The sequence below is a fragment of the Pseudoalteromonas sp. XMcav11-Q genome (genome assembly GCF_040104525.1).
Classification (GTDB): domain Bacteria; phylum Pseudomonadota; class Gammaproteobacteria; order Enterobacterales; family Alteromonadaceae; genus Pseudoalteromonas.
This window is the reverse complement of the sequence record NZ_JBECOX010000020.1, coordinates 18,334-42,434: the sequence shown is the minus strand read 5'-3', so window position 1 is coordinate 42,434 and position 24,101 is coordinate 18,334. Positions and strand designations below refer to the sequence as shown.

The 24,101-nt window shown below is 46.1% G+C and carries 25 protein-coding genes; 12 read left to right on the top strand and 13 right to left on the bottom strand.

Annotated elements, in window-relative coordinates; translation table 11 throughout:
• Window positions 1-66: 66 nt before the first annotated feature.
• Window positions 67-2,352 carry a penicillin acylase family protein gene (locus tag ABMY45_RS21750; RefSeq protein ID WP_349289508.1) on the top strand — a complete coding sequence of 762 codons (2,286 nt, stop codon included), beginning with the start codon at window positions 67-69 and terminating at the stop codon, window positions 2,350-2,352.
• Between the two features lie 27 nt (window positions 2,353-2,379).
• On the opposite strand, the gene ABMY45_RS21745 is transcribed toward ABMY45_RS21750, so the two are convergent.
• Window positions 2,380-3,450, bottom strand: a complete 1,071-nt coding sequence (locus ABMY45_RS21745) for a GGDEF domain-containing protein (protein WP_349289507.1) — start codon at window positions 3,448-3,450, stop codon at window positions 2,380-2,382.
• Between the two features lie 158 nt (window positions 3,451-3,608).
• Between ABMY45_RS21745 and ABMY45_RS21740 the strand changes: the two genes are divergently transcribed.
• Both ABMY45_RS21740 and ABMY45_RS21735 read left to right on the top strand, forming a co-directional pair.
• A complete protein-coding gene (locus tag ABMY45_RS21740; protein WP_010604215.1) occupies window positions 3,609-5,135 on the top strand; it encodes a bifunctional GNAT family N-acetyltransferase/carbon-nitrogen hydrolase family protein in 1,527 nt (508 codons plus the stop codon).
• A 1-nt stretch (window position 5,136) separates the two neighbouring features.
• Window positions 5,137-5,451 carry a multidrug efflux SMR transporter gene (locus ABMY45_RS21735; RefSeq protein ID WP_010604216.1) on the top strand — a complete coding sequence of 105 codons (315 nt, stop codon included), beginning with the start codon at window positions 5,137-5,139 and terminating at the stop codon, window positions 5,449-5,451.
• Here ABMY45_RS21735 and ABMY45_RS21730 read toward each other — a convergent pair.
• Window positions 5,438-6,307, bottom strand: a complete 870-nt coding sequence (locus ABMY45_RS21730) for a DMT family transporter (RefSeq protein WP_349289506.1) — start codon at window positions 6,305-6,307, stop codon at window positions 5,438-5,440. The genes ABMY45_RS21735 and ABMY45_RS21730 overlap by 14 nt on opposite strands.
• A 304-nt stretch (window positions 6,308-6,611) precedes the next feature.
• Between ABMY45_RS21730 and ABMY45_RS21725 the strand changes: the two genes are divergently transcribed.
• Window positions 6,612-6,998, top strand: coding sequence for an MAPEG family protein (locus ABMY45_RS21725; protein ID WP_010604218.1), 387 nt, complete (start codon window positions 6,612-6,614; stop codon window positions 6,996-6,998).
• Window positions 6,999-7,021: 23 nt separating this feature from the next.
• Here ABMY45_RS21725 and ABMY45_RS21720 read toward each other — a convergent pair whose 3' ends face one another.
• A complete protein-coding gene (locus tag ABMY45_RS21720; RefSeq protein WP_227387659.1) occupies window positions 7,022-7,714 on the bottom strand; it encodes a pseudouridine synthase in 693 nt (230 codons plus the stop codon).
• An 81-nt stretch (window positions 7,715-7,795) separates the two neighbouring features.
• Between ABMY45_RS21720 and ABMY45_RS21715 the strand changes: the two genes are divergently transcribed.
• Complete coding sequence (locus ABMY45_RS21715) at window positions 7,796-8,101, top strand: DUF6482 family protein (protein WP_174171001.1); 306 nt, start codon at window positions 7,796-7,798, stop codon at window positions 8,099-8,101.
• A 3-nt stretch (window positions 8,102-8,104) separates the two neighbouring features.
• Here the strand turns inward: ABMY45_RS21715 and ABMY45_RS21710 are convergent, their stop codons facing one another.
• From ABMY45_RS21710 to ABMY45_RS21675, 8 genes are all read right to left on the bottom strand, one after another.
• Window positions 8,105-8,974, bottom strand: a complete 870-nt coding sequence (locus ABMY45_RS21710) for an SDR family oxidoreductase (RefSeq protein WP_349289505.1) — start codon at window positions 8,972-8,974, stop codon at window positions 8,105-8,107.
• Window positions 8,975-9,226: 252 nt separating this feature from the next.
• Window positions 9,227-10,738: a peptide MFS transporter gene (locus ABMY45_RS21705; RefSeq protein ID WP_010604223.1), complete on the bottom strand. Its 1,512-nt coding sequence runs from the start codon at window positions 10,736-10,738 to the stop codon at window positions 9,227-9,229.
• An 84-nt stretch (window positions 10,739-10,822) separates the two neighbouring features.
• Entirely contained in the window at window positions 10,823-11,524 is a 702-nt protein-coding gene (locus tag ABMY45_RS21700) for an HAD-IA family hydrolase (protein ID WP_206472100.1), read from the bottom strand.
• A gap of 2 nt (window positions 11,525-11,526) precedes the next feature.
• Window positions 11,527-12,450, bottom strand: coding sequence for a tyrosine recombinase XerC (locus tag ABMY45_RS21695; RefSeq protein WP_102055832.1), 924 nt, complete (start codon window positions 12,448-12,450; stop codon window positions 11,527-11,529).
• On the bottom strand, window positions 12,447-13,073 hold the full coding sequence (locus ABMY45_RS21690) for a DUF484 family protein (protein WP_349289504.1): 627 nt from the start codon (window positions 13,071-13,073) through the stop codon (window positions 12,447-12,449). The genes ABMY45_RS21695 and ABMY45_RS21690 overlap by 4 nt, the downstream gene beginning before the upstream one ends.
• The gene (dapF, locus tag ABMY45_RS21685; RefSeq protein ID WP_174170997.1) at window positions 13,070-13,900 is read right to left on the bottom strand and encodes a diaminopimelate epimerase; all 831 of its coding nucleotides are present in this window, start codon (window positions 13,898-13,900) and stop codon (window positions 13,070-13,072) included. Before dapF ends, ABMY45_RS21690 begins: the two co-directional genes overlap by 4 nt.
• Window positions 13,901-14,027: 127 nt before the next feature.
• Window positions 14,028-15,281, bottom strand: coding sequence for a diaminopimelate decarboxylase (gene lysA / locus ABMY45_RS21680; protein WP_227387636.1), 1,254 nt, complete (start codon window positions 15,279-15,281; stop codon window positions 14,028-14,030).
• A 1-nt stretch (window position 15,282) separates the two neighbouring features.
• Window positions 15,283-15,459: a lipoprotein gene (locus ABMY45_RS21675; RefSeq protein ID WP_099031388.1), complete on the bottom strand. Its 177-nt coding sequence runs from the start codon at window positions 15,457-15,459 to the stop codon at window positions 15,283-15,285.
• Between the two features lie 155 nt (window positions 15,460-15,614).
• On the opposite strand from ABMY45_RS21675, the gene cyaY reads away from it, so the two are divergent.
• The 7 genes from cyaY to add all read left to right on the top strand — a co-directional run bounded on the left by cyaY (window position 15,615) and on the right by add (window position 22,570).
• Window positions 15,615-15,935: an iron donor protein CyaY gene (cyaY, locus tag ABMY45_RS21670; protein WP_010378141.1), complete on the top strand. Its 321-nt coding sequence runs from the start codon at window positions 15,615-15,617 to the stop codon at window positions 15,933-15,935.
• A complete protein-coding gene (locus ABMY45_RS21665; protein WP_174171020.1) occupies window positions 15,935-16,591 on the top strand; it encodes an alpha/beta fold hydrolase in 657 nt (218 codons plus the stop codon). The genes cyaY and ABMY45_RS21665 overlap by 1 nt, the downstream gene beginning before the upstream one ends.
• Window positions 16,592-16,636: 45 nt before the next feature.
• On the top strand, window positions 16,637-17,482 hold the full coding sequence (locus tag ABMY45_RS21660; protein WP_349289503.1) for a DUF2914 domain-containing protein: 846 nt from the start codon (window positions 16,637-16,639) through the stop codon (window positions 17,480-17,482).
• 103 nt (window positions 17,483-17,585) lie between these two features.
• Window positions 17,586-18,524 carry a hydroxymethylbilane synthase gene (gene hemC, locus ABMY45_RS21655; RefSeq protein ID WP_227387634.1) on the top strand — a complete coding sequence of 313 codons (939 nt, stop codon included), beginning with the start codon at window positions 17,586-17,588 and terminating at the stop codon, window positions 18,522-18,524.
• Window positions 18,525-20,342, top strand: a complete 1,818-nt coding sequence (locus tag ABMY45_RS21650; protein ID WP_349289502.1) for a uroporphyrinogen-III C-methyltransferase — start codon at window positions 18,525-18,527, stop codon at window positions 20,340-20,342.
• Window positions 20,339-21,442 carry a heme biosynthesis HemY N-terminal domain-containing protein gene (locus ABMY45_RS21645; protein ID WP_206472106.1) on the top strand — a complete coding sequence of 368 codons (1,104 nt, stop codon included), beginning with the start codon at window positions 20,339-20,341 and terminating at the stop codon, window positions 21,440-21,442. Before ABMY45_RS21650 ends, ABMY45_RS21645 begins: the two co-directional genes overlap by 4 nt.
• A gap of 132 nt (window positions 21,443-21,574) precedes the next feature.
• Window positions 21,575-22,570 carry an adenosine deaminase gene (add, locus tag ABMY45_RS21640; RefSeq protein WP_039491021.1) on the top strand — a complete coding sequence of 332 codons (996 nt, stop codon included), beginning with the start codon at window positions 21,575-21,577 and terminating at the stop codon, window positions 22,568-22,570.
• Window positions 22,571-22,590: 20 nt separating this feature from the next.
• Here add and ABMY45_RS21635 read toward each other — a convergent pair whose 3' ends face one another.
• Window positions 22,591-22,998, bottom strand: coding sequence for a CBS domain-containing protein (locus ABMY45_RS21635; protein ID WP_010604237.1), 408 nt, complete (start codon window positions 22,996-22,998; stop codon window positions 22,591-22,593).
• A gap of 355 nt (window positions 22,999-23,353) precedes the next feature.
• Window positions 23,354-24,067, bottom strand: coding sequence for an NAD(P)H-flavin reductase (fre, locus tag ABMY45_RS21630; protein WP_010604238.1), 714 nt, complete (start codon window positions 24,065-24,067; stop codon window positions 23,354-23,356).
• Window positions 24,068-24,101 lie beyond the last annotated feature (34 nt).

Here is a 24,101-nt window from a genome sequence, read left to right as displayed (position 1 = left end):
TGGTTTATTGGCCGATGACATGATATACCTTCCAGCTGTATATTTAGCACATTGTAAAGGATAGCTATGCTTACTTGGATTAAACGAATTGTTGTCGTACTGCTGTTGCTCGTATTACTAGGGACAGCGACCATCTATGGTCTGTTGGCATTGAGCTTGCCAGCACTCGATGGAAAAGGTAGTGCTACGACAATTGAAAATACCGTGACGGTAGCGCGAGATGCGATGGGACAAGCAGTGGTATCGGCGGACTCGCGAGCAGATGCGTCCTATGGTTTGGGCTTTGCGCACGGCCAAGACCGATTTTTTCAAATGGATTTATTACGTCGTAATGCTGCGGGTGAGTTGAGCGAGTTATTTGGTTCCGCTGCAATAGGTTTAGATGAAAGGATGCGATTTCATCAGTTTAGAAAGCGAGCTGAGTTAATTGTACGGTCCTTACCGAGTGCTTATCGATTAACTCTTGAGCGTTATACTCGTGGAGTGAATGATGGTCGAGCGCAATCTGGGTTCACCAGTTTTGAATATTTGCTATTGGGATCAAAACCTAAACCTTGGCAGCCAGAGGACAGCTTGCTAGTTATTTTCAGCATGTATCTAGATTTACAAACAGCCAACTATGAGCGTGATGAAGCCTTGATAGCCCTTAAGCAGCAATATGGTCAAGGTATGCTCGATTTCATTTTGCAGCCCAGCCACCATCAAGCCGCATTAGATGGTAGCGTAATAACGGCACCAACTGCCGCTATTCCAATCTTAGAGCCGCATCTGGCGCAAATTCAGCCCCAGCATATTGAAGATGTACCGTTATATGGCAGTAACAACTGGGCGGTAACCGGTGCGCTGACGAAAACAGGAGCGGCTATGCTATCGGACGATATGCATTTGGGTTTAAGCGTACCATCAATTTGGTATCGCGCGCAGCTAAACTATCAGGAACAGGGTAAAGAGGTACAAGTCACAGGCGTGTCGTTACCTGGCGCGCCTGCCATCGTTGTTGGTAGCAATAATCACATCGCATGGGGATTTACGAATGGCTATCTAGATGCTGCTGATTGGATAGAGCTTAATAGCGACACCAAAACACAGCAGATCGCTGAAGAGATTATGTTACCTAGCGGTGAGGTGCATACCTATCAGTTGGAAATGAGTGCGTTTGGCCCAGTAAAGCAGTTGGGTGATAAAAAGCTTGCGCTGAGTTGGGTTGCTCACCAGCCCTATGCAGTCAATCTAGAGCTCATTCAGCTTGAGCTGTTCTCTGAAGTTGGAGAAGCGACTGCACATGCCAAAAATGTGGGCATTCCAATTCAGAATTTGGTCGTGGTGGATAGTCAAGGTAGTGCAGCGTGGACGCCGATTGGCGCTATTCCTGCTCGCAAGTTTGCTCATGATACTGCGGTGAAGCAGGAAGAGTATGAATCCTCTTGGCAAAATAACGAGAGTATTCGCCCGGTGGTACAAGACCCTGAAAGCGGTAAGTTATGGACTGCAAACGCTCGAGTCGTGTCTGTCGCGGATAATCAACGCTTTGGTGATGGCGGTTATGCGCCAGGTGCACGCGCAGCACAAATTCGTGATGGCCTGATTAGTAAGCAAGTTTTCACCGAAGCAGATTTCTATCAGCTGCAACTAGATAACCAAGCGAAGTTTTTAACGCCTTGGCATGAGCGTTTAGTCACGCTATTGCAAACGCAAGACCCAAGCTTATTTGACAAAGACTTAAAGTTACTTAAAGAGTGGCAGGGCTGCGCGTGTGCTGATTCAGTTGGCTACACTTTGGTGAAAGCTTATCGCAATGCCTTGATAGACACATTATATGCGCCGTTAGAGCAGTATTTACAAACGCAGAGCCTGTCGCTGAAGTCTGTTAAAGGTTATTTCGAACCCGGCCTTTGGCAGCTTTTAACTGAGCAACCAAATAGCTGGCTTGGCAGCTATAGCAATTGGAATGAACTTGAGCTGGCGGCATATCAACTAGCCAAACAAAAACTCAGTGAACGCTATGGCAGTAATATGGCTGCTTGGCGTTGGGGAGATGTGAATGCACTTAAGGTGCAGCACCCATTCTCCAAACAAATGCCTATGCTAAGTGGGTTGTTAGATATGCCAACCACACAAGCCTTTGGTGATACCTTTATGCCAGCAGTGCAAGGTAAAGCATTTGGTGCATCACAGCGCTTTATTGCACAACCTGGCCATTTAGAAAATGCGATTTTAACGGTTGCTGGTGGCCAAAGTGGACATCCGCTATCACCATTTTATCGTACGGGGTTTAATGACTATACTGAAGGAGGCAACACCCCTTTGTTACCGGGCAAAATAACTCATCAGATCGTCATTTCACCTAAGTAAGGCTTTGCACTGAACGTATCGGAGGGGTTAACTTACGCCCTCCGATACACGCAAAATCGGTGCTGCGGTAATACGGTTTCGACCTGAATGTTTGCTGTCGTAAAGCGCAGCATCCGCATGTTGAATGACGACCTCAAAAGTTTGACTAGGGTCCCAATTTGCAACGCCAAAACTCATGGTGACTTTAAGTATTTCGTTTTCAAAACTGGTGGCTTCGACGGCTCGTCGTAATTTTTCCATGCGCTGCATTGCCTCTCCACTAGAGCAAGGCGCCAGCACAATTAAAAATTCTTCACCACCCCAACGAACGGCAATGTCTGCAGGGTGAATATGTGCTTTGATTGTTTCGGCCACGCTTTTTAAGATTTGATCTCCTTTGTCATGGCCAAAGGTGTCATTGATTTTTTTAAAGTGGTCGATATCCGCCATCACCAAACATAAAGGAGAGTGAGTAGAGATACAGTTTTCTTTAGCATGGGTGATTAATTCGCGCGCATAGCGACGGTTGAACATTTGAGTGAGCGGATCGTGTGCAGCGAGTTCTTCTAATTTGTCTCTTTGTTGCACCGTCATTTTACGTATGTGGCTGATTGTGTAGATCATTGGAATACCACATATGAGCACATTGGCAAAATGGACATAGGGAATTAACTGTTGATAGCGATATTGATAGGCAACATCACCAAACAATAATTCTAAGACTGCGAATAGCGTGATCAACACAACGGAATAAATCACGGCATTGCGTAACCTGAGTTGGTAGTCTAACAACATGAGGCAAGACACTGTCCAGAGATAGTACTGAAACCCGAGTGTCATGCCGAGATAGGCACACACCAGCGTCGCATGGACGGCGACTTCAAGGCAGAAAACCCGCAGTGCAATAGAGGGCTTACTCGCATCAATGAGTTTAATGCCAACGTACCACATCAGTACACTACCCACGTTGACCCAAGCAAGTATGTTCACCTCTAAATGCCAAAATACACCAATGAGGCCAGCGTGTAGCCACATGCAATACGCGGCCACACGTCGTAATAATGCAAATTTTAATGCTTCTACTTGGTCTGGTTTGCTATAAGGGTGGTATTTAGTCAAACGTAAGCTCTTGTGGTATTCACAATAAAATAAAGTATAGAAGCTCTATTGTGATTTGCCGTCTATTTGACCTAAGCTCTGGTGATTCGCTCAGCATCCAGCAAGGTTGGCTGTAGTAGAGTGAGAGATAGGTAGATAATAAAAGCTTTGGAGTTGATATGTCTGTAGAAAAAGCGCGGATCACGCTATGTAACCTAGAAAAGCCTGACTACGATCAGGTTAAGTCATTAATGGATGAAGCCTACCCAGATCTCGGTGGAGCGTGGCCGAGTCATACGATATTTAGGTTGATTGACCAATTTCCTGAGGGACAGATCGGTGTCAAAGACGGTGAGCGTCTCGTCGGTATCGCGCTGAGTGTTCAAGTTGACTATCAAACCTTTTCTAACCCACATACCTATGAAGACATTGTTGACGCGCATAGCCGAATTTTTAGTGATAGTAATGCTGATGCGCTGTACGGGCTGGATGTAGTGATAGCCAAAAGCCATCGTGGTCTACGCCTTGGTCGGCGACTGTATGATGCCCGTAAAGAGCTTTGTCGTCAGTACAACTTGCGTGCGATTTTAGCAGGTGGCCGTATTCCGCTTTATAAGCAATTCCGTGGCAGTATGTCGCCGATGGAGTATATAAACAAAGTCGATCATAAAGAATTACACGACCCCATTCTAAGCTTCCAACTTGCCAACGACTTCCAAGTAAAGCGACTGCTTAAACAATATCTACCGGAAGATCAGGACTCCGAAGGCTATGCGACCCTACTTGAGTGGAATAACATTCTCTTCGAGCCCACCGATACCGTGATCGAAAGTAAGAAAACCATCGTCAGAGTGGGGGCTGTACAGTGGCAAATGCGCCGGGTGGAATCGGTAGAGGAGCTAATGAAACAAGTTGAGTATTTTGTGGACACGGTTTCGGATTACCAAAGTGACTTTATCCTGTTCCCTGAATTCTTTAACGCGCCACTAATGGGTCTCGGAAGCTATAGAAATCAGACCGAAGCTATTCGTGCGTTGGCGACGTATACCGAGCAGTTTAGAGCCGCTATGTCGCAAATGGCGATTGAGTACAATGCCAATATTATCACGGGCTCTATGCCGCTACTTGAGGGCGACAAGCTCTATAACGTCAGTTACTTGTGTCACCGCTCTGGCAAAGTGGATGAACAACGTAAAATTCATATCACCCCTCACGAAGACTACGATTGGGTTATCAAAGGCGGTGATAAAATTGAAGTGTTCGATACGGATGCGGGCCGAGTAGGGATCCAAGTATGCTACGACGTGGAGTTTCCAGAGTTATCACGGATCATGGCTGAAAAAGGGCTGGATATTTTGTTTGTACCATTTTGGACTGACACAAAAAATAGCTATTTAAGGGTGAGGCACTGTGCGCAAGCTCGTGCGGTTGAAAACGAATGCTACGTGGTTATCGCAGGAAGCGTTGGCAACTTGCCACAGGTAGAAAGCCTAGATGTGCAGTACGCGCAGTCAGCGGTGTTGACGCCATCGGACTTTGCTTTTCCTCATGATGCTGCACTCAACGAAGCAACACCAAATACGGAAATGCTGTTATTTAGTGACTTAGACTTAGATAAACTCAAAATATTGCATAGTGAAGGAACGGTGCGTAATTTACGAGACCGAAGAAAAGACCTGTATTCTGTGGAGTTGAAACAAAAATAGTATGGCGTGGGTTTATTTAATTATGGCTGGCTTGTTTGAAATAGGTTGGCCCGTTGGTCTGAAAATGGCTCAACAAGCCGATACTCGTTGGTTAGGCATAGTGATAGCCGTTGGTTTTATGGCCTTGAGCGGCTGGATGTTATGGCTGGCGCAAAAGCAAATTCCACTGGGTACCTCGTATGCGGTGTGGACGGGTATTGGCGCGGCAGGCACATTCTTAGTGGGTATCTTTTTCTACGGTGACCCAAGTAGTTTTATGCGCTACTTGGGCGTGTTACTTATCATCAGTGGGGTTGTGGTACTTAAGTTAGCATAACCAAAATAGCCGCAATGGCGATGAGTAAGAGTCCCATTGAGTCGCGCTTCTTTACCGGCGCTTTGAGCCATAAAAATGAGATAAGCAAAGTGAAAAACACTTCGATTTGGCCGAGTGTTTTCACGTAGGCTACATGCTCAAGGCTCATTGCGCTAAACCAACCTATAGAACCGATGCAACTGCTAACACTAATTGCCAGCGTCAGTTTACGACGTTGCCACAGCACGCGCCAAGAGTGTGGCTCGCGTATCGTCAAATACATACTCAACATCACAGTTTGGCAAACCAGCACTAACAGCAACACCCAGGCTGCACTGTGGGGGAAAGGTAGGCCCGATGCGATACTGGCTTCACGCACCCAAAGAGAAGTAAGCGCGAAGCTTGTTCCACAGGCAAGTCCTACTAGAGCAGTTTGACCATTGAAAGCACGCAGGCTAAACCCACTCAATAACAACACCGCGATGGCGCCGATAAAGACACCAAACCAACCGAGTAAAGTTAAGCTCGAGCCAAAAAAGAGTACGCCCAAAATCGCCGCCACGAGTGCCTCACTCTTCGCAAGTCCAGCACCTATGGCGTAATTATTTTGCTTAAACAGCACCACCATTAACCCCGTCGCGATGATCTGCATGACACTGGCCCCCAGCACAAAGGCTAAAAAGTCATCGTTAATGACGAGCGATTCTGCAGGAGCAATCTGGTAAAGGCTCCAAAGATATAACCCCGCAAGTGGGCTGGCTAAAATAAATCTTGCTAAGGTGACGCTGGTTGTGGAGGCGCTTTCACTCAATTTGCTTTGAAAAGCATTTCGCCATGCCTGAGAAAAAGCAGCTAGTAAGGTGAACAAAATCCACATGAGAGGTGACTCTACAATGCTCGAATGTGTATCAGCATACCGGATAGGAGAGAGTCTGAATAAATGAATTATCGTGATAGTGAAAATAATTCAATGTGTATTCAAGGTGCTACGGAAGCATTCTTGTGGTTGGCGTACTGCGACAATTTGCCACATGTTCAATTTTCAGTATCACGATATGATTAAGGTCGATGCTACAAGATTGGGCCATAGGTTAGGGTATTACGTATTCACTTATGGCTTTTCTTTTTAACGCTATTCTGCTCTACTGAGTTGAATAATCAAAAGGTTGAAGGAGTATCTTGTGGGTATACTAATCATCTGTGCAATTCTTGCTATCTTACTACCTTATTTTGCCAAAATTCCTGTGGCAGTGGCGATGAACAAAGAAGGGGGCTATGACAACAAGCTCCCGCGTGAACAGCAAAAGAAGCTGACAGGGCTGGGGGCAAGAGCATTAGCCGCACATCAAAACTGTTTTGAGTCATTAGCTGTTTTTGCTGTCGCCTTAGCCGTTGCGTTTGGCACCCAAACCTACACTTCTCTAGTCGAATGGCTAGCCATAGGCCATATTGTCGCTCGAGCATTATATTGTGTGCTGTATTGGGCGAATATTGACGTGCTGCGCTCCATCGTATGGGCGCTAGGACTCGGCTGTGCTATCGCCATTATTGTGGTGTGTGGTTTATAGTTGTCCTTTGCGTGACTCTACACTTAGGCTAATTTAATTAACCCTGCTGAAATCTCTTTCACTTCAGCGGAGTTAACCTCTAGTTGTGTCAATGCTAAGTTTGCGATACGCACTCGGTATAAGTCGATAACCCGATAACCACAGTGATGTGCCATTCTTCTGATCTGGCGATTGAGTCCTTGGCGTAACACTATTCTGAAGCGGTCATGTGCGATTTGTTCAACGGTACAGGGTAGGGTTATTTGGCCCTTCACTGGCACGCCGGCTGCCATTTTAAGGCAAAAACCTGGATCTAGAGGCTTGTCGACTTGCACCTCATATTCTTTCTCTTGATGATGGTCTGGGTGGATTAACTGCTGACACAGTGCCCCATCGTTGGTGAGTAGTAGTAACCCCCGGCTGTCTTTGTCTAACCGACCTATTGGATAAACACGACACGATTTAGGTAGTACATGATAGATACTAGCCGGGTCATCTGGATTCACTTTGCAGTCTATACCAACAGGTTTATGGTAAACAAAGAGCCTTCTCGCTTGCGGGGGCGCGACCAGTTCACCATCGACCATAATGGAATCGGTCAAATTGATGTGATCTATGTGATTGGCCAAGCGACCATTTACGGTCACTCTTGCGCTGTCAATTAAGCGAGACGCTTGTCGCCTAGAGCAAACACCGCAGTGGCTGAGATATTTAGCCAAACGCATCGGATAGGACATAGACATTCACATGATCAAAATGAGATAACAGCGCGTATTGTAGGGCAACAGACTGTTTGGATCCATGTATGGGGAATATCAATGGCCATTGCGTTTTCAAAGTTAAAACAACATCAGCCGCTGCAAAAGGTAATAGTGCATTCCATTGATTTAGCGCTTTATCAAGTCAGTGTGCTTATTAATAACGTGGAATATTATGTCACGGAAGAAAATGGTGAGTTTTTAAAAGCACATAACCCGCTGCAAATTCAAAAACGCCTGCTTGATATTAGCTACATGGAAATGGTGATTAGACATCAAAGTGCTTATGACGAAATGGTAGGGCACTCAGTATCAGGCAATGACAATACATTAGAAGTGCCCTTTGGTCGTAATAACCTCTTCTAAGCGTTATCTGTGGTTCGTGAGCACTTCACTCACCGCAGTTGCAAAATCGCGGTGGTGAGCGATCCCCATGTTAATCAATCTAGTGTCTTTTAGAGCGCAATTTTGTGGTCTTGTGGCATCGTCACTCGGTTGGCTCAGCGGCACGAGATCTTGCGTCGGTAGTTGCAAAGCCTGCGCCATGACCTGCGCCATTTCATACTTAGTGAATGCTTGATTGCCACTGATATGAATAATCCCACCAAGGCTAGGCTGTGCGATAACATCCTTGAGAGTTAGCGCAATATCATTGACATGGGTGGGGTAGCGAATGGCCCAATGATCGTGACTTGAAGCGGGGTTGGCTAACAGCTGTTTTGCAATAACGGTTACCGCAGATTCTTCCAGCGTTTTTACCTCGCCGTATAAAACTGGCACTCGCACTATGGTGTGTAGTGCGCTGTCTGCCAGTATTGCACGCTCCGCAGCTTGCTTAGTTTGACCGTAGAAGTTCACAGGATTAGTGATATCTGTTTCAACATAAGGTGCTGAGGTACCGTCAAACACATAGTCGGTACTAATAAAGAAAAATCGAATATCTCTTTCGCGGCAGGCTTGGGCTAAGAACTCGGTTGCTGCAACATTAAGCGCAAGCGTGGCTGCTTGATCTCGCTCACATTGCTCTGGCCTACGCTCTGCTGCTGCGTGAATAAGTATCTCTGGGCCGTGATTATCTAAGAAATCTAAAACCGAATTGTGGTCAGCCAAGTCAAGTTTGTGAAGTGGCGCGGCTGCTCGGCTAAAGCCACATCCTAAAATCTCGTGGGTACTATTTAGCTCTTGGCAAAGTGCGCGGCCAAGTAAGCCCGTTGCACCAGTGATCATAACTTTAGACATAGAAAACAGCATCCTTTTTTGAAAGAGCCAGTACAGTAGCAAAGTCGGAAGAAAAACGACATATTTGTGTTGTGTGACTCTATTTTGGACAAGGAATCGAGTTACAGAAATGAATAATAAAAGTTTATTGAACCGTATGTGTTTTTGTTGATATAGACATCAAGCAGCAATGGGCGTGCCGAATTGTAGTTATCTGATTTTAGCTTAGTTTGAGAAGATGTAGAAGTCATCACTCCTACATCTCCAATTCGTTTAAGCCGTTTGTTCTGTCAGTGGCTTTTCAGATTGTTTTTCCCAATGCTTGGTTTTAAGACCAAGCACACCGACAAATACACCAATACCGATCGTAAATAATGCAATTTGCAGATAAAGGTTGGGCAAGTCTTCGATATTATTAGGATCAAAGCTACCAGCGAGCAGACCCGAGAAGATATTACCAATGGAGTAAGTGAGTACGAAAACCCCCATCATTTGCCCAGCAAAACGTTTGGGAGATAACTTACTTACTGCGCTCAACGCCACTGGGCTTAAGCAAAGTTCACCCACGGTGTGCAGAAAGTAAGTGGTTATCAACCACATTGGCGCTACTTGTAGGCCTTGGGCTGCATATTGGGAAGCGAAAAACATCACAATAAATCCGCTCGCCATGATGATAAGGCCAATCGCACATTTTACGCTATAGGTTGGCGTGATCATACGCTTGGCTAAGTTAATCCAAAGCGCTGCAAAGAAAGGTGATAAGATAATAATGAAAAAGGCATTGGCAGATTGAAACCAAGCTGTGGGAATACTAAAGCTGCCTATTAAGCGGTCCGTATAATCACGAGCAAAGAGGTTAAGCGAAGAGCCTGCTTGCTCAAAGCCAGACCAAAAGCAGGTAGAGGCAACGCAAACCAAAAAGAGAGCCCACATTCGGCGCTTTTCATTTTCATCTAGGTTTCCAGCAAAGTAGATATAACCATAGTACAAGAAAAACGTAATGGTGAAAGCGAAGGCTACATACTTTGCCAGTACCACAGGGTTTATCACTAATACGCCAGTAAATGCAGCAATGGTAACTGCTGCGACAGCCGCAATTGCAAGGCCTATAGCACTCCATGCTTTTACGCTCTCTTTTCCTTTCATGGGGTTAGTTGGCTCGTTACCGACAGTGGCAATATGTTTGCCTGTTAAACGATACGTGATAAGGCCGACTGCCATACCGACAGCCGCTGCGCCAAAGGCCCAGTGCCAGCCGACATTTTCCATAAAGTAGCCGCACACCATATAACCAATCACAGAGCCTAAATTGATCCCCATATAATAAATGGCGTAACCACTGTCACGACGATTATCCTCATCATTATAGAGCTGCCCAACCATGGCACTGATGTTTGGCTTTAATAAGCCCGTACCACTGGCAACAAAGATAAGGCCCACAAAAAAAGAAAACTCGCTAGGAATGGCGAGAATAATGTGGCCACACATGATGATGATCCCGCCGTACCAAACCGCGCGTTGACCACCAAGGAGGCGGTCGGCTATCCATCCGCCAGGTAACCCTAAGAAATAAACCGAACCAGTGTAGAGGCCATATATTGCGGCTGCAGATGCGACAGTAAAACCAAGGCCTTCTTGTTGTAAGGTTGCCGTCATGAAAAGCACTAACATGGCACGCATGCCATAATAACTCATTCGCTCCCACATCTCGGTGAGAAACAGTGTAAACAGACCTTTTGGATGACCAAAAAAGCCTGTGTCACTTGTTGTGTCCTGTGATGACATATTTCACTTCCATTATTATCGTTTTTTGGAAGTCAATATTAGTACGTTATTCAAGCACCGAATGCAACCGCATGAAAGGAAACATTACATCATCTTTTTTAACATTTGTATGTCATCGATTTCCACATTGGCTAATCCTTTGTACTGGTATGGTGCAAAGTGATTGCGAAGCCAAACACTAGGGCAGCCAGCACGGTGTGCTCCTTGTACATCGGTATCTAAGCTATCGCCAACATGCAGAAGTTGATGTGGTGCAAGGTTAAAATGCTGGCAGGCAAGCTGGTAAAGCTCAGGGTGAGGTTTAGCGCGGCCATCAATTCCAGCGCGAAGCACTAAGTCAAAACTATCGCGAAGATTAAATTTATCTATCTCGACATTACCATTAGTGATAGCAATAATGTGATATTGACTGCGTAACTGAGCAAGCAGGCTGATGACGGCGTCGCTGACCGTGATATTACTGCGGGCATCGGCAAAGGCTTGGTAGGCACGTAGTGCGTGCTGTCTACTTGTTGCGGTATCAAAGCCCAGTGCCGTGAAGCCCCATTCAAGTGCCACTTGACGCCACTTTGTCACATCTTCTGCAAGCGCACTGTTTTGTTTGAGCGTTTCGTTTCGACATTGAGACCAGAATGATCGCCCCCTCGCTTGCCACTCGGGAATAGTATTCAGGTGCGCTGTCATGGCGTTAACGGCCGCAATGATAATAGGCCTGTTGTCGTATAGTGTATCGTCTAAATCAAAACTGATGGCGGCAATGTCTGAAATGGGCTTATTGAATCTCATTGTTACTCGTCTTTTTGCTTTTTCGCTCTTGGGTGAGCGCTATCATACACTTTTGCTAAATGTTGAAAATCTAAATGGGTGTAGACCTGAGTGGCTGATAAGCTGGCATGTCCAAGCATCTCTTGTACCGCGCGCAAGTCACCGCTGGATTCTAGCATGTGGCTGGCGAACGAGTGCCTCAGTTTATGGGGGTGAATAGGTGTACTAACCCCTTGTTTCAGACCCCATTCTTTCATTCTTGCGCGGACATGGCGAGGACTGATCCGGCGCTTTAATTTGCTCACAAAAAGCGCGGGTTCTTCCAATGTTGCAAATTGCGGCCTTATTTTGAGCCAATCAGCTAGTGCGTTTAGCGCTTTACCACCGACAGGCACAACACGCTCCTTGCCGCCTTTACCAAGCACGCGTATTTCACCGTCTTTGACATCCAATAGGTTTGCGCCAATCAACTCGCTTAATCGCAAACCACTAGAGTACATTAATTCCATCATGGCCTTATCACGAATGGCAAGCGCATCATCTGCCTGAATTTCCAGAAGTTGTCCCATTTGGTCAACATCAAGGTTCTTTGGGAGTGGCTTTTGAAACTTAGGCCCTCGGATCCCTTGCGCGGGATTGACGACTGCCTGTTGCGATTGTGACTTGAGCTTGAGAAATTTATATAAGCTCCGAATACAACTGAGCTTAAGGTTGATGGTTCTTGGGCTGTAATTTTGACCGCGAAGCTTCATGCTGTAGCGGCGAATTTGCTCGCCACTGACTTCTAGCCAAGAAGAGGCGTGGTCACAAAAATACTGCGCTGCTTGAATAAGCTGAGTGTTGTATTGGGTTAGTGTATGTTCTGAGTAGTGCTTTTCGTGGCGCAAGTGTGCCATAAAGGCGGTTACTGGTTGCGTCCAATCTTCCGATAGTGGTGTTAGGCTCATGCCAGCGCTTCGAGCTTAAGCGATAATGTTTGAATAAAAGCCGTGATCAACATATTGTCGTGTTGTGGCGAAAAGTGTTCTGGTGAGCGGCTGGCAAAAGCCAGAATAAAGCGACCTTTGTCTGACGCATCAACGCGGTAAAGTGCTACCGATCCTACTTCAATATCGGCAAACAAGAGTTTAGCTTGTGACTGACTGAGTCGTCCTAAGTAGCAGTTGTTACTGCTCAGTTTAGCTGACACGAGTTCCAAAAGCGTATCATCGATGTTGATGAGTTTACATGCTTGGATGTCCGGGTGGTCCTCAAAGCGCTGCGCTAACGTATGATTGATTGCACTCAACTCAGTACAACGCATGATAGCCAATTGGCATTCACTCAATTGCTTGAAAACCAGCTCGTTGGCTTTTGCATAATGGACCATGTCTTTGATCTGCTGCTGTAGTGAGTTGACTTCATCGCGGAGCATCCGCTGTTGGTGCAAAGCAAGGTTTGGAAGCCCTTGCTGCTGGTGGTGTAGCTGCAAATCCAATAGCACATAAGGGTGCCTGAGCAAAAAATCAGGATGCTTGCGCAGGTACTCAATGACTAATTGTTCAGTCGAATTTGCTTCTTTTATGGTCATATTGCGATTTGCCCATCAAAAACATGCTCCGCCGGTCCGGTCATTTTCACTACTTGACCTTGACCGCCCCAACGCACTTGAAGACTGCCACCTGGTAGGTCGACCCTAACGGTTTCTTCTAACTTGCCTTGCATTATGCCTGCAACTACGGCAGCACATGCTCCTGTGCCACAGGCAAGCGTTTCGCCAGCGCCGCGCTCCCAAACACGTAGCTTAACGTATTCACGAGAAATCACTTCCATAAAGCCAATATTGGCCTTTTGTGGGAAACGTTCATGGTGTTCAAGGAGTGGTCCAAGTGTAGCTACCTCTGCGGTTTCTACACTATCGACAATAATCACGCCATGAGGATTGCCCATAGAAACCGCGCTACAAAACACCGTATGTTCGTCGGCTCTTAAAATATAGGTGTTTTCTTGTTTGTTTGCACGAAACGGAATGGCTTGTGGGTTAAAGTTTGGTTTGCCCATATTCACGGTAACTTGGCCGTCTTTTTCGGTATAAAGGGTGATATTGCCGCCCTTTGTAGAGACACAAACCTTGTGTTTGTTCGTTAAGCCCTTCATGCGGACAAAACGAGCAAAACAGCGAGCACCGTTACCACACTGCTCAACTTCGTTACCATCGGCATTGAAAATACGATAATGAAAATCTAAGTCCGGGGAATAAGGCGCTTCAACCATCAACAGCTGATCAAAGCCAATTCCAAAGTGGCGATCTGCTAACTTCTTAATTTGGTCTCGAGACAAAAACACATTTTGGGTGACATTATCTATCACCACAAAGTCGTTGCCTAAACCATGCATTTTTGAAAAGTTTATAAACATAGAGTGGTTATCTTTTGGTATAAAACCATGGCCTCACTTTACTAATACTTTGCCATGGATACCTCGACTAGGGAAGCTGCTTGGCATTAAGCCTTGTTTTGCATCCCTAGGATGTATCCAAGTCGGATTATTGTGGCAGTAGTTGCTCAAATTGCCACAGAGATTCTAGCGGCTCTCTTTGGCGGATTAGATGGTGTTGGTTGTTATCAACCATGACCTCTGCACAGCGGGGGCGTGAGTTGTAATTTGAACTCATGGTAAAGCCATACGCGCCTGCACTGCGCTGTACTAATAAGTCGCCAGCCTTAATTTTAAGTACTCGGTCTTTACCTAGAAAGTCACCCGTTTCACACACTGGACCAACCACGTCGTAATTTATCGCGTCAACGTCGTCTCGCGGTGTGGCTGGTACGATATTTTGCCAAGCCTGATAAAGCGATGGTCGTAACATGTCGTTCATACCAGCATCAACAATGGCAAAATGCTTATGCTCGGTTGGCTTAATAAATTCGACTTTAGTCACCAACACACCGGCATTGGCAGCAATCGCTCGACCAGGCTCAAAAATGAGTTCTAGATCATTGAGCTGCGCCAATCGCGCTTTAATCTCTGCAGCGTAAGCACTTGGATGCGGCGGTTTTTCACCGTCATAGGGCACGCCAAGACCGCCACCGATATCGAGGTGATGCAAGTAAATTCCCGCTTTTTCAAGTTGAGAGATTAGAGCCAGCACTTTATCTAACGCCGCTAAAAATGGATTAACCTCAACCAACTGAGATCCGATATGAAAGTCGATCCCAACCACTTTTAAACCCGGTAGGGCATACGCGAGCTGGTAAACATCAAATGCGGCTTTGATATCAATACCAAATTTGTTCTCTTTTAACCCGGTTGAAATATAGGGGTGAGTTTTTGCATCGATATCTGGGTTTACACGCAATGAAATTGGCGCAATTTTATCCAGTCTGGTTGCCACTTCACTGATGCGGTGAAGCTCTGCAATTGACTCAACATTAAAGCATTTAATCCCAGTCTCAAGCGCAAACGCAATTTCATCTTCCGTTTTCGCAACACCAGAAAAAACGACTTTTTGAGGATCTCCCCCTGCTTTTAGCACTCGCGCAAGTTCACCCTTCGACACGATATCAAAACCAGAACCAAGCTGAGCCAAGACATTCAACACGGCGATATTTGAATTCGCCTTTACTGCGTAGCACACTAAGTGGGGATGACCGGCTGCGGCATCCGTAAAAGCGTGATAATGCCGCGTTAAAGTCTTCTTCGAGTAGACATAGCAAGGAGTGCCATATTGCTCGGCGATTGTGGTTATGGCGACATCTTCAGCGAATAACTCGCCATCTTGATAATTGAAATAATCCATTTTAACGCTCCTGTTGTTCTGCTTCAGGCTGGTTTGCTTGTGCTGCTTTCGGTTGGTTTGGTTTTTTAGCCTGTTGTTCAGGCAAATAAAGCGGACCGCTTTGACCGCAACCCGATAATCCGATTAAAGTAGTAAAAACAAGTGCCGTTACGCTAAATTTATAAGGTGTCGCTTTCATTAGATAATTCGTGTCAGTGCCTTTATAATCGCAGAGTAACAGAATTGATAAAAAAAGCAGCTTTTCGCTATTGAAATTTCGTCTTCATCAAATTGCTCAAATAGCGAGTTAAGCTTAGGCACCATGCCGCAGTGCGTCAGTAAGAGGAAATCACGATGACAGAAAGTGAATATCATGAGTTAGCCGATGCGCTAATGTTGACTATTGAAGAGCAGATCGATGATTGTGACGCTGATTTAGATTACGAATCAGCATCGGGAATTCTAGAAATTATTTTCCCTGACAAGAGCAAAATTGTTATCAACAAACAAGCACCATTGCACCAAGTCTGGGTGGCGACTAAGTTTAATGGTCATCACTTTGAGTTGCGTGGCGATCAGTGGATTGATAATCGCTCCGGTGCTGAGTTTTGGCAATTTATGAGCGACGCGGCGACTAAACAGGCAAATATCGCAATAGAGTGGCAGCACGATTAATGTTGGAGTTTGTAGATTATCCTGCCAAAGGACAACATAAAGCGAGTATTATTTGGCTCCATGGTTTAGGCGATTCAGGAAACGGCTTTTTACCCATTGCCTCTGAGTTAAACCTGCCTGAGGAATTGGGTGCACACTTTATTTTTCCACATGCACCAGAGCAGCCGGTCACCATAAATGGTGGTATGGTGATGCGTGCATGGTATGACATTAAATCATTTGATCTGGATAAAAGAGCGGATGAGCAAGGTGTGCGAGACTCATCAGCTCAGGTTGAAGCGTTAATTCAGGCACAGTTAGATAAAGGTATTCCAGCTAACCGCATTATCTTAGCTGGATTTTCTCAAGGGGGCGTGATCGCGCTCCATCTTGCACCGCGTTTAACTGTTAAATTGGCTGGTGTCATGGCACTATCAACTTATATGTGTGTGCCTGAAAAACTCAGCGCAGAAGCACAGCAAAGCGAGCTCACTATTTTTATGGCGCATGGCAGTGCTGATCCTGTCGTGCCTATGTTTGCAGGTGAGCACGCATTTAACACGTTACAACAGCAAGGCTATGAAGTGAGCTGGCAAGACTACCCAATGGAGCATCAGGTCTGTCTTGACGAGTTAAAAGCCATTCGCGCTTGGTTAATTACGAGACTGAGCGATTAATATTAAGTGGTATAAGGTACTGGTGACAGATACAGGAGCAAAGCAATGTCACAAAAGATTGTCATAAAAACGTCGGTGAGTAAGCAACCCTCAGAGCCCTCAGCGGTGACCTATCAATGGCACTGGAAACGCATTTTTATGGCAACGGCAGCATTTGCTGGCATTGCGACCGCGGGGGTTTATGGTGTCGTGAATAACGTCAATGCAGATGAAGATGATACCCAAGTGGCAGTACCTATGCATGCCACCATTGCGCAAACCGATACATCACTGAATGACTCTCCTGAATCAGTAGACTCTAATGAAGAGCGTGAGGGCGAGCAGCTAAGTGCGGATACCTCACCTGATACCGTTTTAACGACGCCCTCAATAGAGGTCGCTCAAGTCATTGCACTAGACCAAGAACAGCAACAAGCTTCTGAAGAAACAGAAACAGAAACAGAAACAGAAACAGAAACAGAAACAGAAACAGAAACAAGGGCTGAAGCTAAAAATCAATTTGATGCTGAAGCGCGCATAGCCAGTGTCGCGCTAGGGGCAAAAATCGACACGCAATTTATCAGCCGCGCTGTACTCACTACTATGATTGATGACCGCGAACCAACGAATGTGTTGAAAGAGGTAATTGCGACCACTCAGTTTAGTGACAAGCTGTACTTTTTCACTGAAGTGCACGCGCTTAAGGATCAAGTGGTGTCGCACCTGTGGTTTCATCAAGACGAGCTGATGGCAGAAGTGGAGCTGCCGATCCAAGCCGCGCGCTACCGTACTTATTCAAGTAAGAACGTCATGCCGAGTCAAACCGGAGATTGGCGTGTTGAGGTGGTGACGCAGTCTGGACAACTGCTTGCCCAAAAGACGTTCCGCATTGTGGATAATAGTCAGCAATAATCTTACTCGCAGTATTGTGTATGGCAGCATGTGACTGACTGCCATCACCACATAGTTAACTATTTGCAGCGGCAATAACGCTGCAATAAATGAAAGGCAAATCATGACAGAACAAGTTTCCATATTACGTATTGCAACGCGCAAAAGTGCTTTGGCGCTATGGCAAGCCGAATTTGTTAAGGCAGAGCTTGAAAAACACCATGCGAATCTAAAAGTAGAGCTTGTGCCGATGTCGACGAAAGGCGACAAGATCTTAGATACACCACTGGCAAAAATTGGCGGTAAAGGGTTGTTCGTCAAAGAGCTTGAGCAGGCCATGTTAGAAGGGCGCGCAGATATTGCAGTGCATTCAATGAAAGATGTACCTGTTGATTTCCCTGAAGGGCTCGAGCTGCATACTATTTGCGAACGCGAAGACCCAAGAGACGCGTTTGTGTCTAATACTTATACCTCACTGGCAGAGTTGCCTGAGGGTGCTGTGGTTGGCACATCAAGCCTGCGTCGCCAATGTCAAATTCGAGCAGCACGTCCGGACTTAATCATTAAAGACTTACGCGGTAATGTGAATACTCGCCTAGCCAAGCTAGATGCGGGTGAGTTTGATGCCATTATTTTGGCCGCCGCGGGACTTATCCGTTTAGAAATGGTGGATAGAATCGCAAGTTACATTGAACCTGAGGCTTCATTACCGGCCAATGGTCAAGGCGCTGTCGGCATCGAGTGTCGTAGCGATGATGCTCAAACTAAAGCATTCCTCGCACCACTGGAGCACACTGATACACGTATTCGTGTACTTGCCGAGCGGGCGATGAACCGCCGTTTGGAAGGAGGGTGTCAGGTTCCTATAGGTGCTTACGCCGAAGTCTCGGGCGATCAGGTGCACTTGCGCGGTTTAGTAGGTGCTGTCGATGGCAGCGAAATTTTGCGTGGCGAATGCTCAGGTATGGTTGCAGAGGCTGAGCAACTTGGAATTCAATTGGCAGAATCCTTACTTGCGCAAGGTGCAGATAAAATTCTTGCTGAGGTTTATAGGGACGCTTAAATGAAAGTTGTGCTAACTCGACCCGTTGGCAAATCAGAGCCTTTATCTGAGTTGCTGACACAGCAGCAAATTAGCTCAGTGATTTGCCCAGTATTGCAGCTTAACGAAGTGGCGGTGAGTGACACCGCCAAAGCAATGATAAGCGAAGCCGAGTTAGCTATTTTTGTCTCGCCAGATGCGGTGCGATACTTTCACCAATTAGAAGTACCATTAGCTGGACATTGCGCAGCTTTTGCTGTTGGCGAAGGCACGGCCGATGCTATCCAGCAGACCCTAAATATCAAGGCTAAATACCCTAAACAACCTGATTCCGAAGGCTTGCTTGCACTCCCGCAGCTGTCCTCTGTTGAGGGCAAGCGTGCATTGTTGGTCAAAGGGAAAGGCGGGCGTCCCGTTATTGCGCAAACTTTAAAAGCGCGGGGGGCCATCCTTGACAGTTTGGTGGTTTATGAACGCGTTGCCGTAAAAGACAATGCAGATGGCTGGTTAGACCACTGGCGAAGCCAGCAGATTGAAGGTATAGTCATTACCAGTAATAGTGCAGCGGATGCGATTTTTAATACGCAGTCGTCAGCAAGTAAAGATTGGTTGGCTCAGCGCACTTTCTTTGTTGTGAGCCAACGTATTGCTGAGCATGTACAGCAATCCTATAACATCGAACAGTCTCAAATTGTGGTATGTCATGGCCCTGATAATCGTGCCATCGCAGGGAGTATCATCGACTATACCAAGCAGCAAGGGCGCAAAATGACTCAGTCTGAATCGCAAACAAAGAATACAAATACCCAGCAAGCTGCAAAAGCAGCAGAGCAAACCGTAACGCCACATCACGCTAAGGCTGGTGTGAGTAAGGTTGCGCTCCTTGCATTATTAGTGGCACTGGGTAGTGGCGCTGGTGCTGGCTATGTTTATTTGCAACAGCAACAACAGTTGCAACAAGCGTTGTTAGCTAACCAAGCGATTAACGCTGAAAATCAGCTACTAAACACACAGCTGAGTGGCGCTAAATCGCAACTTCAGCGAGTAGAAAATGTGCTTGATTCGTTGCAAGACAATGTCGCAAAGCGATTGGCTGAGCAGCAGCAACATGTGGAAACCCAGCTAACGCAGACGCTTGCCAAGGCGCAGCAGCAAGTAAGCGGTGCCGTGGCCTCTGAGGCATTGTATTTACAGCGCCTTGCTGCATTTAAGGTCGCGGCAGAGCAAGATTATCTTGGCGCAATCGCTATTCTGCAGCGCTTGCAAGAGAGCTTAGAGTCTGAGTCCAACACGGCTGCTGTTCAGCAGGCGATTGCTAAAGATATTGCCGCTTTGAAGGCCTTGCCTAAGCCACAAACGGAGTCACTTTACTTTGAGCTTCATGGTTTATTGTCTCAAGTTGATACGCTAACGATCAAAACCAAGCAGATTCCGCAAAAGGCAGCGAGTGAAGATGCTGCGCTATCGCAACAGGTTGATGATTGGCAAGCGAACTTAAAGCGCTCTTGGCGGGGGTTGGTTGATGACTTTATTACCATACGTCATCATGATGAAGTGGTGATAGACCCACTGCTCGATAAAAACGAGCAGCTGCTTATACGCACGCAGCTGCGTGCTTATTTAACCCAAGCACAAACCGCATTAATGGATCAACAGGCGAGCATTTACTTCAGTGCGCTTGATAGTGCAGCCGACACATTGGCGCGTTATTTTGATACGCAACACGCGCCTGTGAGCGCGATGCAGCAGGCTTTAAACAAGCTGAGCCGCAGTGAAGTTCAGCGCCAAGAGTCGATTGAGCTTGCCACCCCAGCAGCAGTAAAAGGGTGGCTAAAATGATGGCAAAAATCATCACCTTCGCGCTTATCTTTATCGCGCTAGCCGCCAGTCATTTGCTCATTGATGAGAAAGGCTATGTGTTGATCTCTTTCAATCAAACCACGATTGAAGGCAGCATAGTGTCTTTCACTATCTTGTTGTTGCTTGTCATCACCGCTTTAGTGTTGTTGGGTAAGGTAGTGCGTTGGTCGTGGCATCGCCTAGTCAATACGAAAGGTCATTTTTCCAGAAAGCGCAAACTAAAAGCGCAACAAGCATGGAACGAAAGTTTGTGGCTATTTATTAACGGCGAAGTGGAACAAGCCGCAACTTTGTTGACGAAAACGCCGCAGCCGGATGAACGCCAAGACTATGTGCGTGCCATCGCAGCCAAAGCGGCGTTAAAACAAGGAGATATTGTCAAAGCGAATACGGAGCTAGAAGCAATATCAGATGACAACCAAGGGCAGCTCGCGGCACTATGGCTAGAGGCAAATAATAGTGAACAGGCGTTGGCTTTACTTGATGATAAAATGTCTGCGGCTAAACCAACTTCTGCGGTGCTTAGCGGTTACATTTTAGCTTGCCTACAGGCTAAGCAACCCGAGCTGGCCGCTGCACAAATCGCGAAGTGGCACAAAAAGCTCAACTGGAGTGATACACAGTGGCAGAGTGTGTTCGAGCGCATGTTTGTGATAGCCCCAGAGCAAGCAGACACTTTGTTTAATATGCTACCTAAGGCAGTAAAAGCGCATGCAATACCTGCTCTTAATAAGGTGAAGCTGCAACAGGGACGCATAGCGGAAGTGTTGGGCGAGCTCAAGAAGCTGCTTAAACAAGGTCAATATCACCAGTTGGCGGACTATCTGCAACACAGCACGCAAAGTAGTAATGAACTCAAATTAGCACTGCAGCAGCAATTGAAAAAACATCCAGATGACAAGGAGTTGCTGTTCTCATTGGCTTGCCTTTGCAATGCTGAGGGGGATTATGAACTTGCTGCGAAGATCTTTGATTCTTTAAGCGCAAACCCTTGGGAAGCGCGCTGGAGTAAGCAAGCTCAGCTCGCCTACGAAAAAATGCATACCTACGAGAAAGCGTATTTAATCGCAAAATCGTAACGAAAAGCCTGCGCAGCAATGTGCAGGCTTTTTTGTACTAAAGTTAGTTATACTCAATTCTGACATATGTCCTTGCTATCTCAGTTTAGGTGCGTATGATCCCAAAAATTTTAACTGCAAATCGAGTCTCTTATGATCAATAACACACTCCCACTATTAGATTTACATCGCCACTTAGATGGTAACGTTCGTGCTACAACGATTTTAGAACTTGGCCAGCAGTTTAATATGGATTTACCAGCAACGGATCTCGAAGGTCTACGCCCGCATGTTCAAGTGTTGGACAATGCACCTAATCTAATGGCGTTTCTTGAAAAACTAGATTGGGGCGTAAAGGTACTAGGTGACTACGATGCTTGTCGCCGTATTGCGATTGAAAATGTTGCCGACGCAGTTGCACAAGGTATTGATTACACTGAGCTAAGGTTTAGCCCTTACTACATGGCAAAAACCCATAATCTACACCCGCAGGGCGTTGTTGAAGCCGTAGTCGACGGTGTACAAAGTGCAGTTAAAGGCCAAGACATTAAGGTTAACCTGATCGGGATTATGTCACGCACATTTGGTGTTGAGAAATGCCAATATGAGCTAGACGCGCTACTTGCCTTTAAAGAGCAGTTGGTTGCGATTGACCTCGCGGGTGACGAGCTGGGCTTCCCGGGCGAGCTGTTTATTGAACATTATAAGCAGGTTCGCGATGCTTACCTTGGTGTGACGGTACATGCTGGCGAAGCTGAGGGCGCGGTAAGTATCTGGCAAGCCATTAAAGAACTTGGTGCAACACGTATCGGTCACGGAGTTAAAGCAATCCATGACCCAGCTCTGATGGACTATTTACGTGATAATCGTATCGGGATCGAGTCTTGCCTAACCAGTAATATCCAAACAAGTACTGTCGAAAGTTTAACCACGCATCCATTGAAAGCATTTTTAGATCATGGTGTATTGGCAACCATCAATACCGATGACCCTGCGGTTCAAGGTATCGAGTTGGACAACGAGTATAGCCATGCAGCTGCGGCGGCAGGTTTAGATTTGAGTGATATCCATAAAGCGCAGCGCAATGCGGTTGAGATTGCCTTTTTAAGCGAAGCTGATAAAAAAGCGTTGCTTGCAAAGAAAGCGTAGGCTGAAATTGCTGTGTGGGATCACCCCGCACAGCTAAGATAACTCTCTTTTAGCGCCGCAACGACTTGGCTACGTGTCACAATTCCAATCACTTTGCCTTCATTGAGTACGGGATAAACCTTAGGACTATTTTGCTGCATACGTTGTGCAAGGTCGACAACGGTTGTTGCAGCTTCGATACTGAGGGCAGGCGTAGCCAGTAAGTCTCTCAGCTGTACTTTACCATCACAAAAGTAGCTGGAATTAAGCAAAGGCTTGAGTAGCTGCTGCTCTGAAATAAATCCAACAAGATGACGCTGTGCATCTATCACTGGCGCACCAATTAAATGATGCTTTTGTAGCAAACTAATCGCGTCGGTTAGTTCGGTCTCGGCGGTTAACTGTGGGAAATCGGGTGACATGATGTCACGAACATAGAGTTTACTCATCATATTTCTCGCGGTGTTTGTGTGTAATATGAGAGTAGCGGGTGAGACTGCTTTGGTAAAATGGATTGTTTTGATTGGTTCGTTCTGTTTTTCCAATGTGTGACTAAACACCTGCCACACATTGGATAAATTGCTATTAAATAACTTGGCTTAAGTTACTTAACCTGAGGTTTGGATAAGGAATGTTCCAACTCATTGTTTCTAAAGCACAACTTAGTTTTTTCCTTGTCTAGCCAGAGAGTTTTAGGGAAAATAAGGCGAATTTACGCACCAATAGCTGGCTATTGGAAGTGAATTCAACGCAGTTAGCGCTAAAACTGGCTGCTAGAAAGGCATTAATTATCCGCAGCTCAGGTTACTTAATAAACGCAAAAGCGTCGGCGTACATAAAGTCGCGCTCAGCTCCATGATTGATAAAGTCATCACGCACGATACCTATCATGTCAAAGCGGCCAGCCATATAAATACTGTACGGTTCTAAAGAAACGATATCTTTCATCACAGCCTGATGAACGAAGCCGCGATGGCCTTGCCATGCCTCACTGGCATTTTCTACCACAGGAATAAACTGAAAGTGTTTATTTGAGGCGGCCCAAGCTTCCATCTCCGCTTTTGCATATAGCGCAGATTCTTCTTTTACACCCCAATAAAATAAAACAGGTTGGTCGTAACCTGTTTCAGCCAAGTGATCGGCCATAGATTTGACATAAGAAAACCCAGTGCCGCCGGCAAGTAGAACTAGTGGACGCGCTTGATCAACACGGATCTGAGATACGCCAAGACCAACTTCTAATGCAACGGTTTGCTTTGTATCAAAAGCGTTACGTAGGTGATCTAGTGATTGCATGGCATAAGAGTCTGCGCCAGAAGCACCGATATGTAACTCTAACTGCTCTGTTTTTGAAGGGCTGCTGGCAATCGAGAAAGCACGTTTGTCTTTTTCACCAAGTACCAATTGCAGATACTGGCCGGCTTCGAATTGCACCGCTTCTTCAGGTTTTAATATAACTTTGTGAACAAATTCCGTAAGAGGTGTAATTGAGACAACCTCTGCTGCTAATACTTGCATGTGTTACCTTTATTAAGCACGTGGCTAAAGTCTG

Coding starts and splice junctions, on each gene's coding strand:
- ABMY45_RS21750 (WP_349289508.1), top strand. CDS start 67: ATGCTTACTTGGATTAAACGAATTGTTGTCGTACTGCTGTTGCTCGTA.
- ABMY45_RS21740 (WP_010604215.1), top strand. CDS start 3,609: ATGTCTGTAGAAAAAGCGCGGATCACGCTATGTAACCTAGAAAAGCCT.
- ABMY45_RS21735 (WP_010604216.1), top strand. CDS start 5,137: ATGGCGTGGGTTTATTTAATTATGGCTGGCTTGTTTGAAATAGGTTGG.
- ABMY45_RS21730 (WP_349289506.1), bottom strand. CDS start 6,307: ATGTGGATTTTGTTCACCTTACTAGCTGCTTTTTCTCAGGCATGGCGA.
- ABMY45_RS21720 (WP_227387659.1), bottom strand. CDS start 7,714: ATGTCCTATCCGATGCGTTTGGCTAAATATCTCAGCCACTGCGGTGTT.
- ABMY45_RS21715 (WP_174171001.1), top strand. CDS start 7,796: ATGGCCATTGCGTTTTCAAAGTTAAAACAACATCAGCCGCTGCAAAAG.
- ABMY45_RS21710 (WP_349289505.1), bottom strand. CDS start 8,974: ATGTCTAAAGTTATGATCACTGGTGCAACGGGCTTACTTGGCCGCGCA.
- ABMY45_RS21705 (WP_010604223.1), bottom strand. CDS start 10,738: ATGTCATCACAGGACACAACAAGTGACACAGGCTTTTTTGGTCATCCA.
- ABMY45_RS21700 (WP_206472100.1), bottom strand. CDS start 11,524: ATGAGATTCAATAAGCCCATTTCAGACATTGCCGCCATCAGTTTTGAT.
- ABMY45_RS21695 (WP_102055832.1), bottom strand. CDS start 12,450: ATGAGCCTAACACCACTATCGGAAGATTGGACGCAACCAGTAACCGCC.
- ABMY45_RS21690 (WP_349289504.1), bottom strand. CDS start 13,073: ATGACCATAAAAGAAGCAAATTCGACTGAACAATTAGTCATTGAGTAC.
- dapF (WP_174170997.1), bottom strand. CDS start 13,900: ATGTTTATAAACTTTTCAAAAATGCATGGTTTAGGCAACGACTTTGTG.
- lysA (WP_227387636.1), bottom strand. CDS start 15,281: ATGGATTATTTCAATTATCAAGATGGCGAGTTATTCGCTGAAGATGTC.
- ABMY45_RS21675 (WP_099031388.1), bottom strand. CDS start 15,459: ATGAAAGCGACACCTTATAAATTTAGCGTAACGGCACTTGTTTTTACT.
- cyaY (WP_010378141.1), top strand. CDS start 15,615: ATGACAGAAAGTGAATATCATGAGTTAGCCGATGCGCTAATGTTGACT.
- ABMY45_RS21665 (WP_174171020.1), top strand. CDS start 15,935: ATGTTGGAGTTTGTAGATTATCCTGCCAAAGGACAACATAAAGCGAGT.
- ABMY45_RS21660 (WP_349289503.1), top strand. CDS start 16,637: ATGTCACAAAAGATTGTCATAAAAACGTCGGTGAGTAAGCAACCCTCA.
- hemC (WP_227387634.1), top strand. CDS start 17,586: ATGACAGAACAAGTTTCCATATTACGTATTGCAACGCGCAAAAGTGCT.
- ABMY45_RS21650 (WP_349289502.1), top strand. CDS start 18,525: ATGAAAGTTGTGCTAACTCGACCCGTTGGCAAATCAGAGCCTTTATCT.
- ABMY45_RS21645 (WP_206472106.1), top strand. CDS start 20,339: ATGATGGCAAAAATCATCACCTTCGCGCTTATCTTTATCGCGCTAGCC.
- add (WP_039491021.1), top strand. CDS start 21,575: ATGATCAATAACACACTCCCACTATTAGATTTACATCGCCACTTAGAT.
- ABMY45_RS21635 (WP_010604237.1), bottom strand. CDS start 22,998: ATGAGTAAACTCTATGTTCGTGACATCATGTCACCCGATTTCCCACAG.
- fre (WP_010604238.1), bottom strand. CDS start 24,067: ATGCAAGTATTAGCAGCAGAGGTTGTCTCAATTACACCTCTTACGGAA.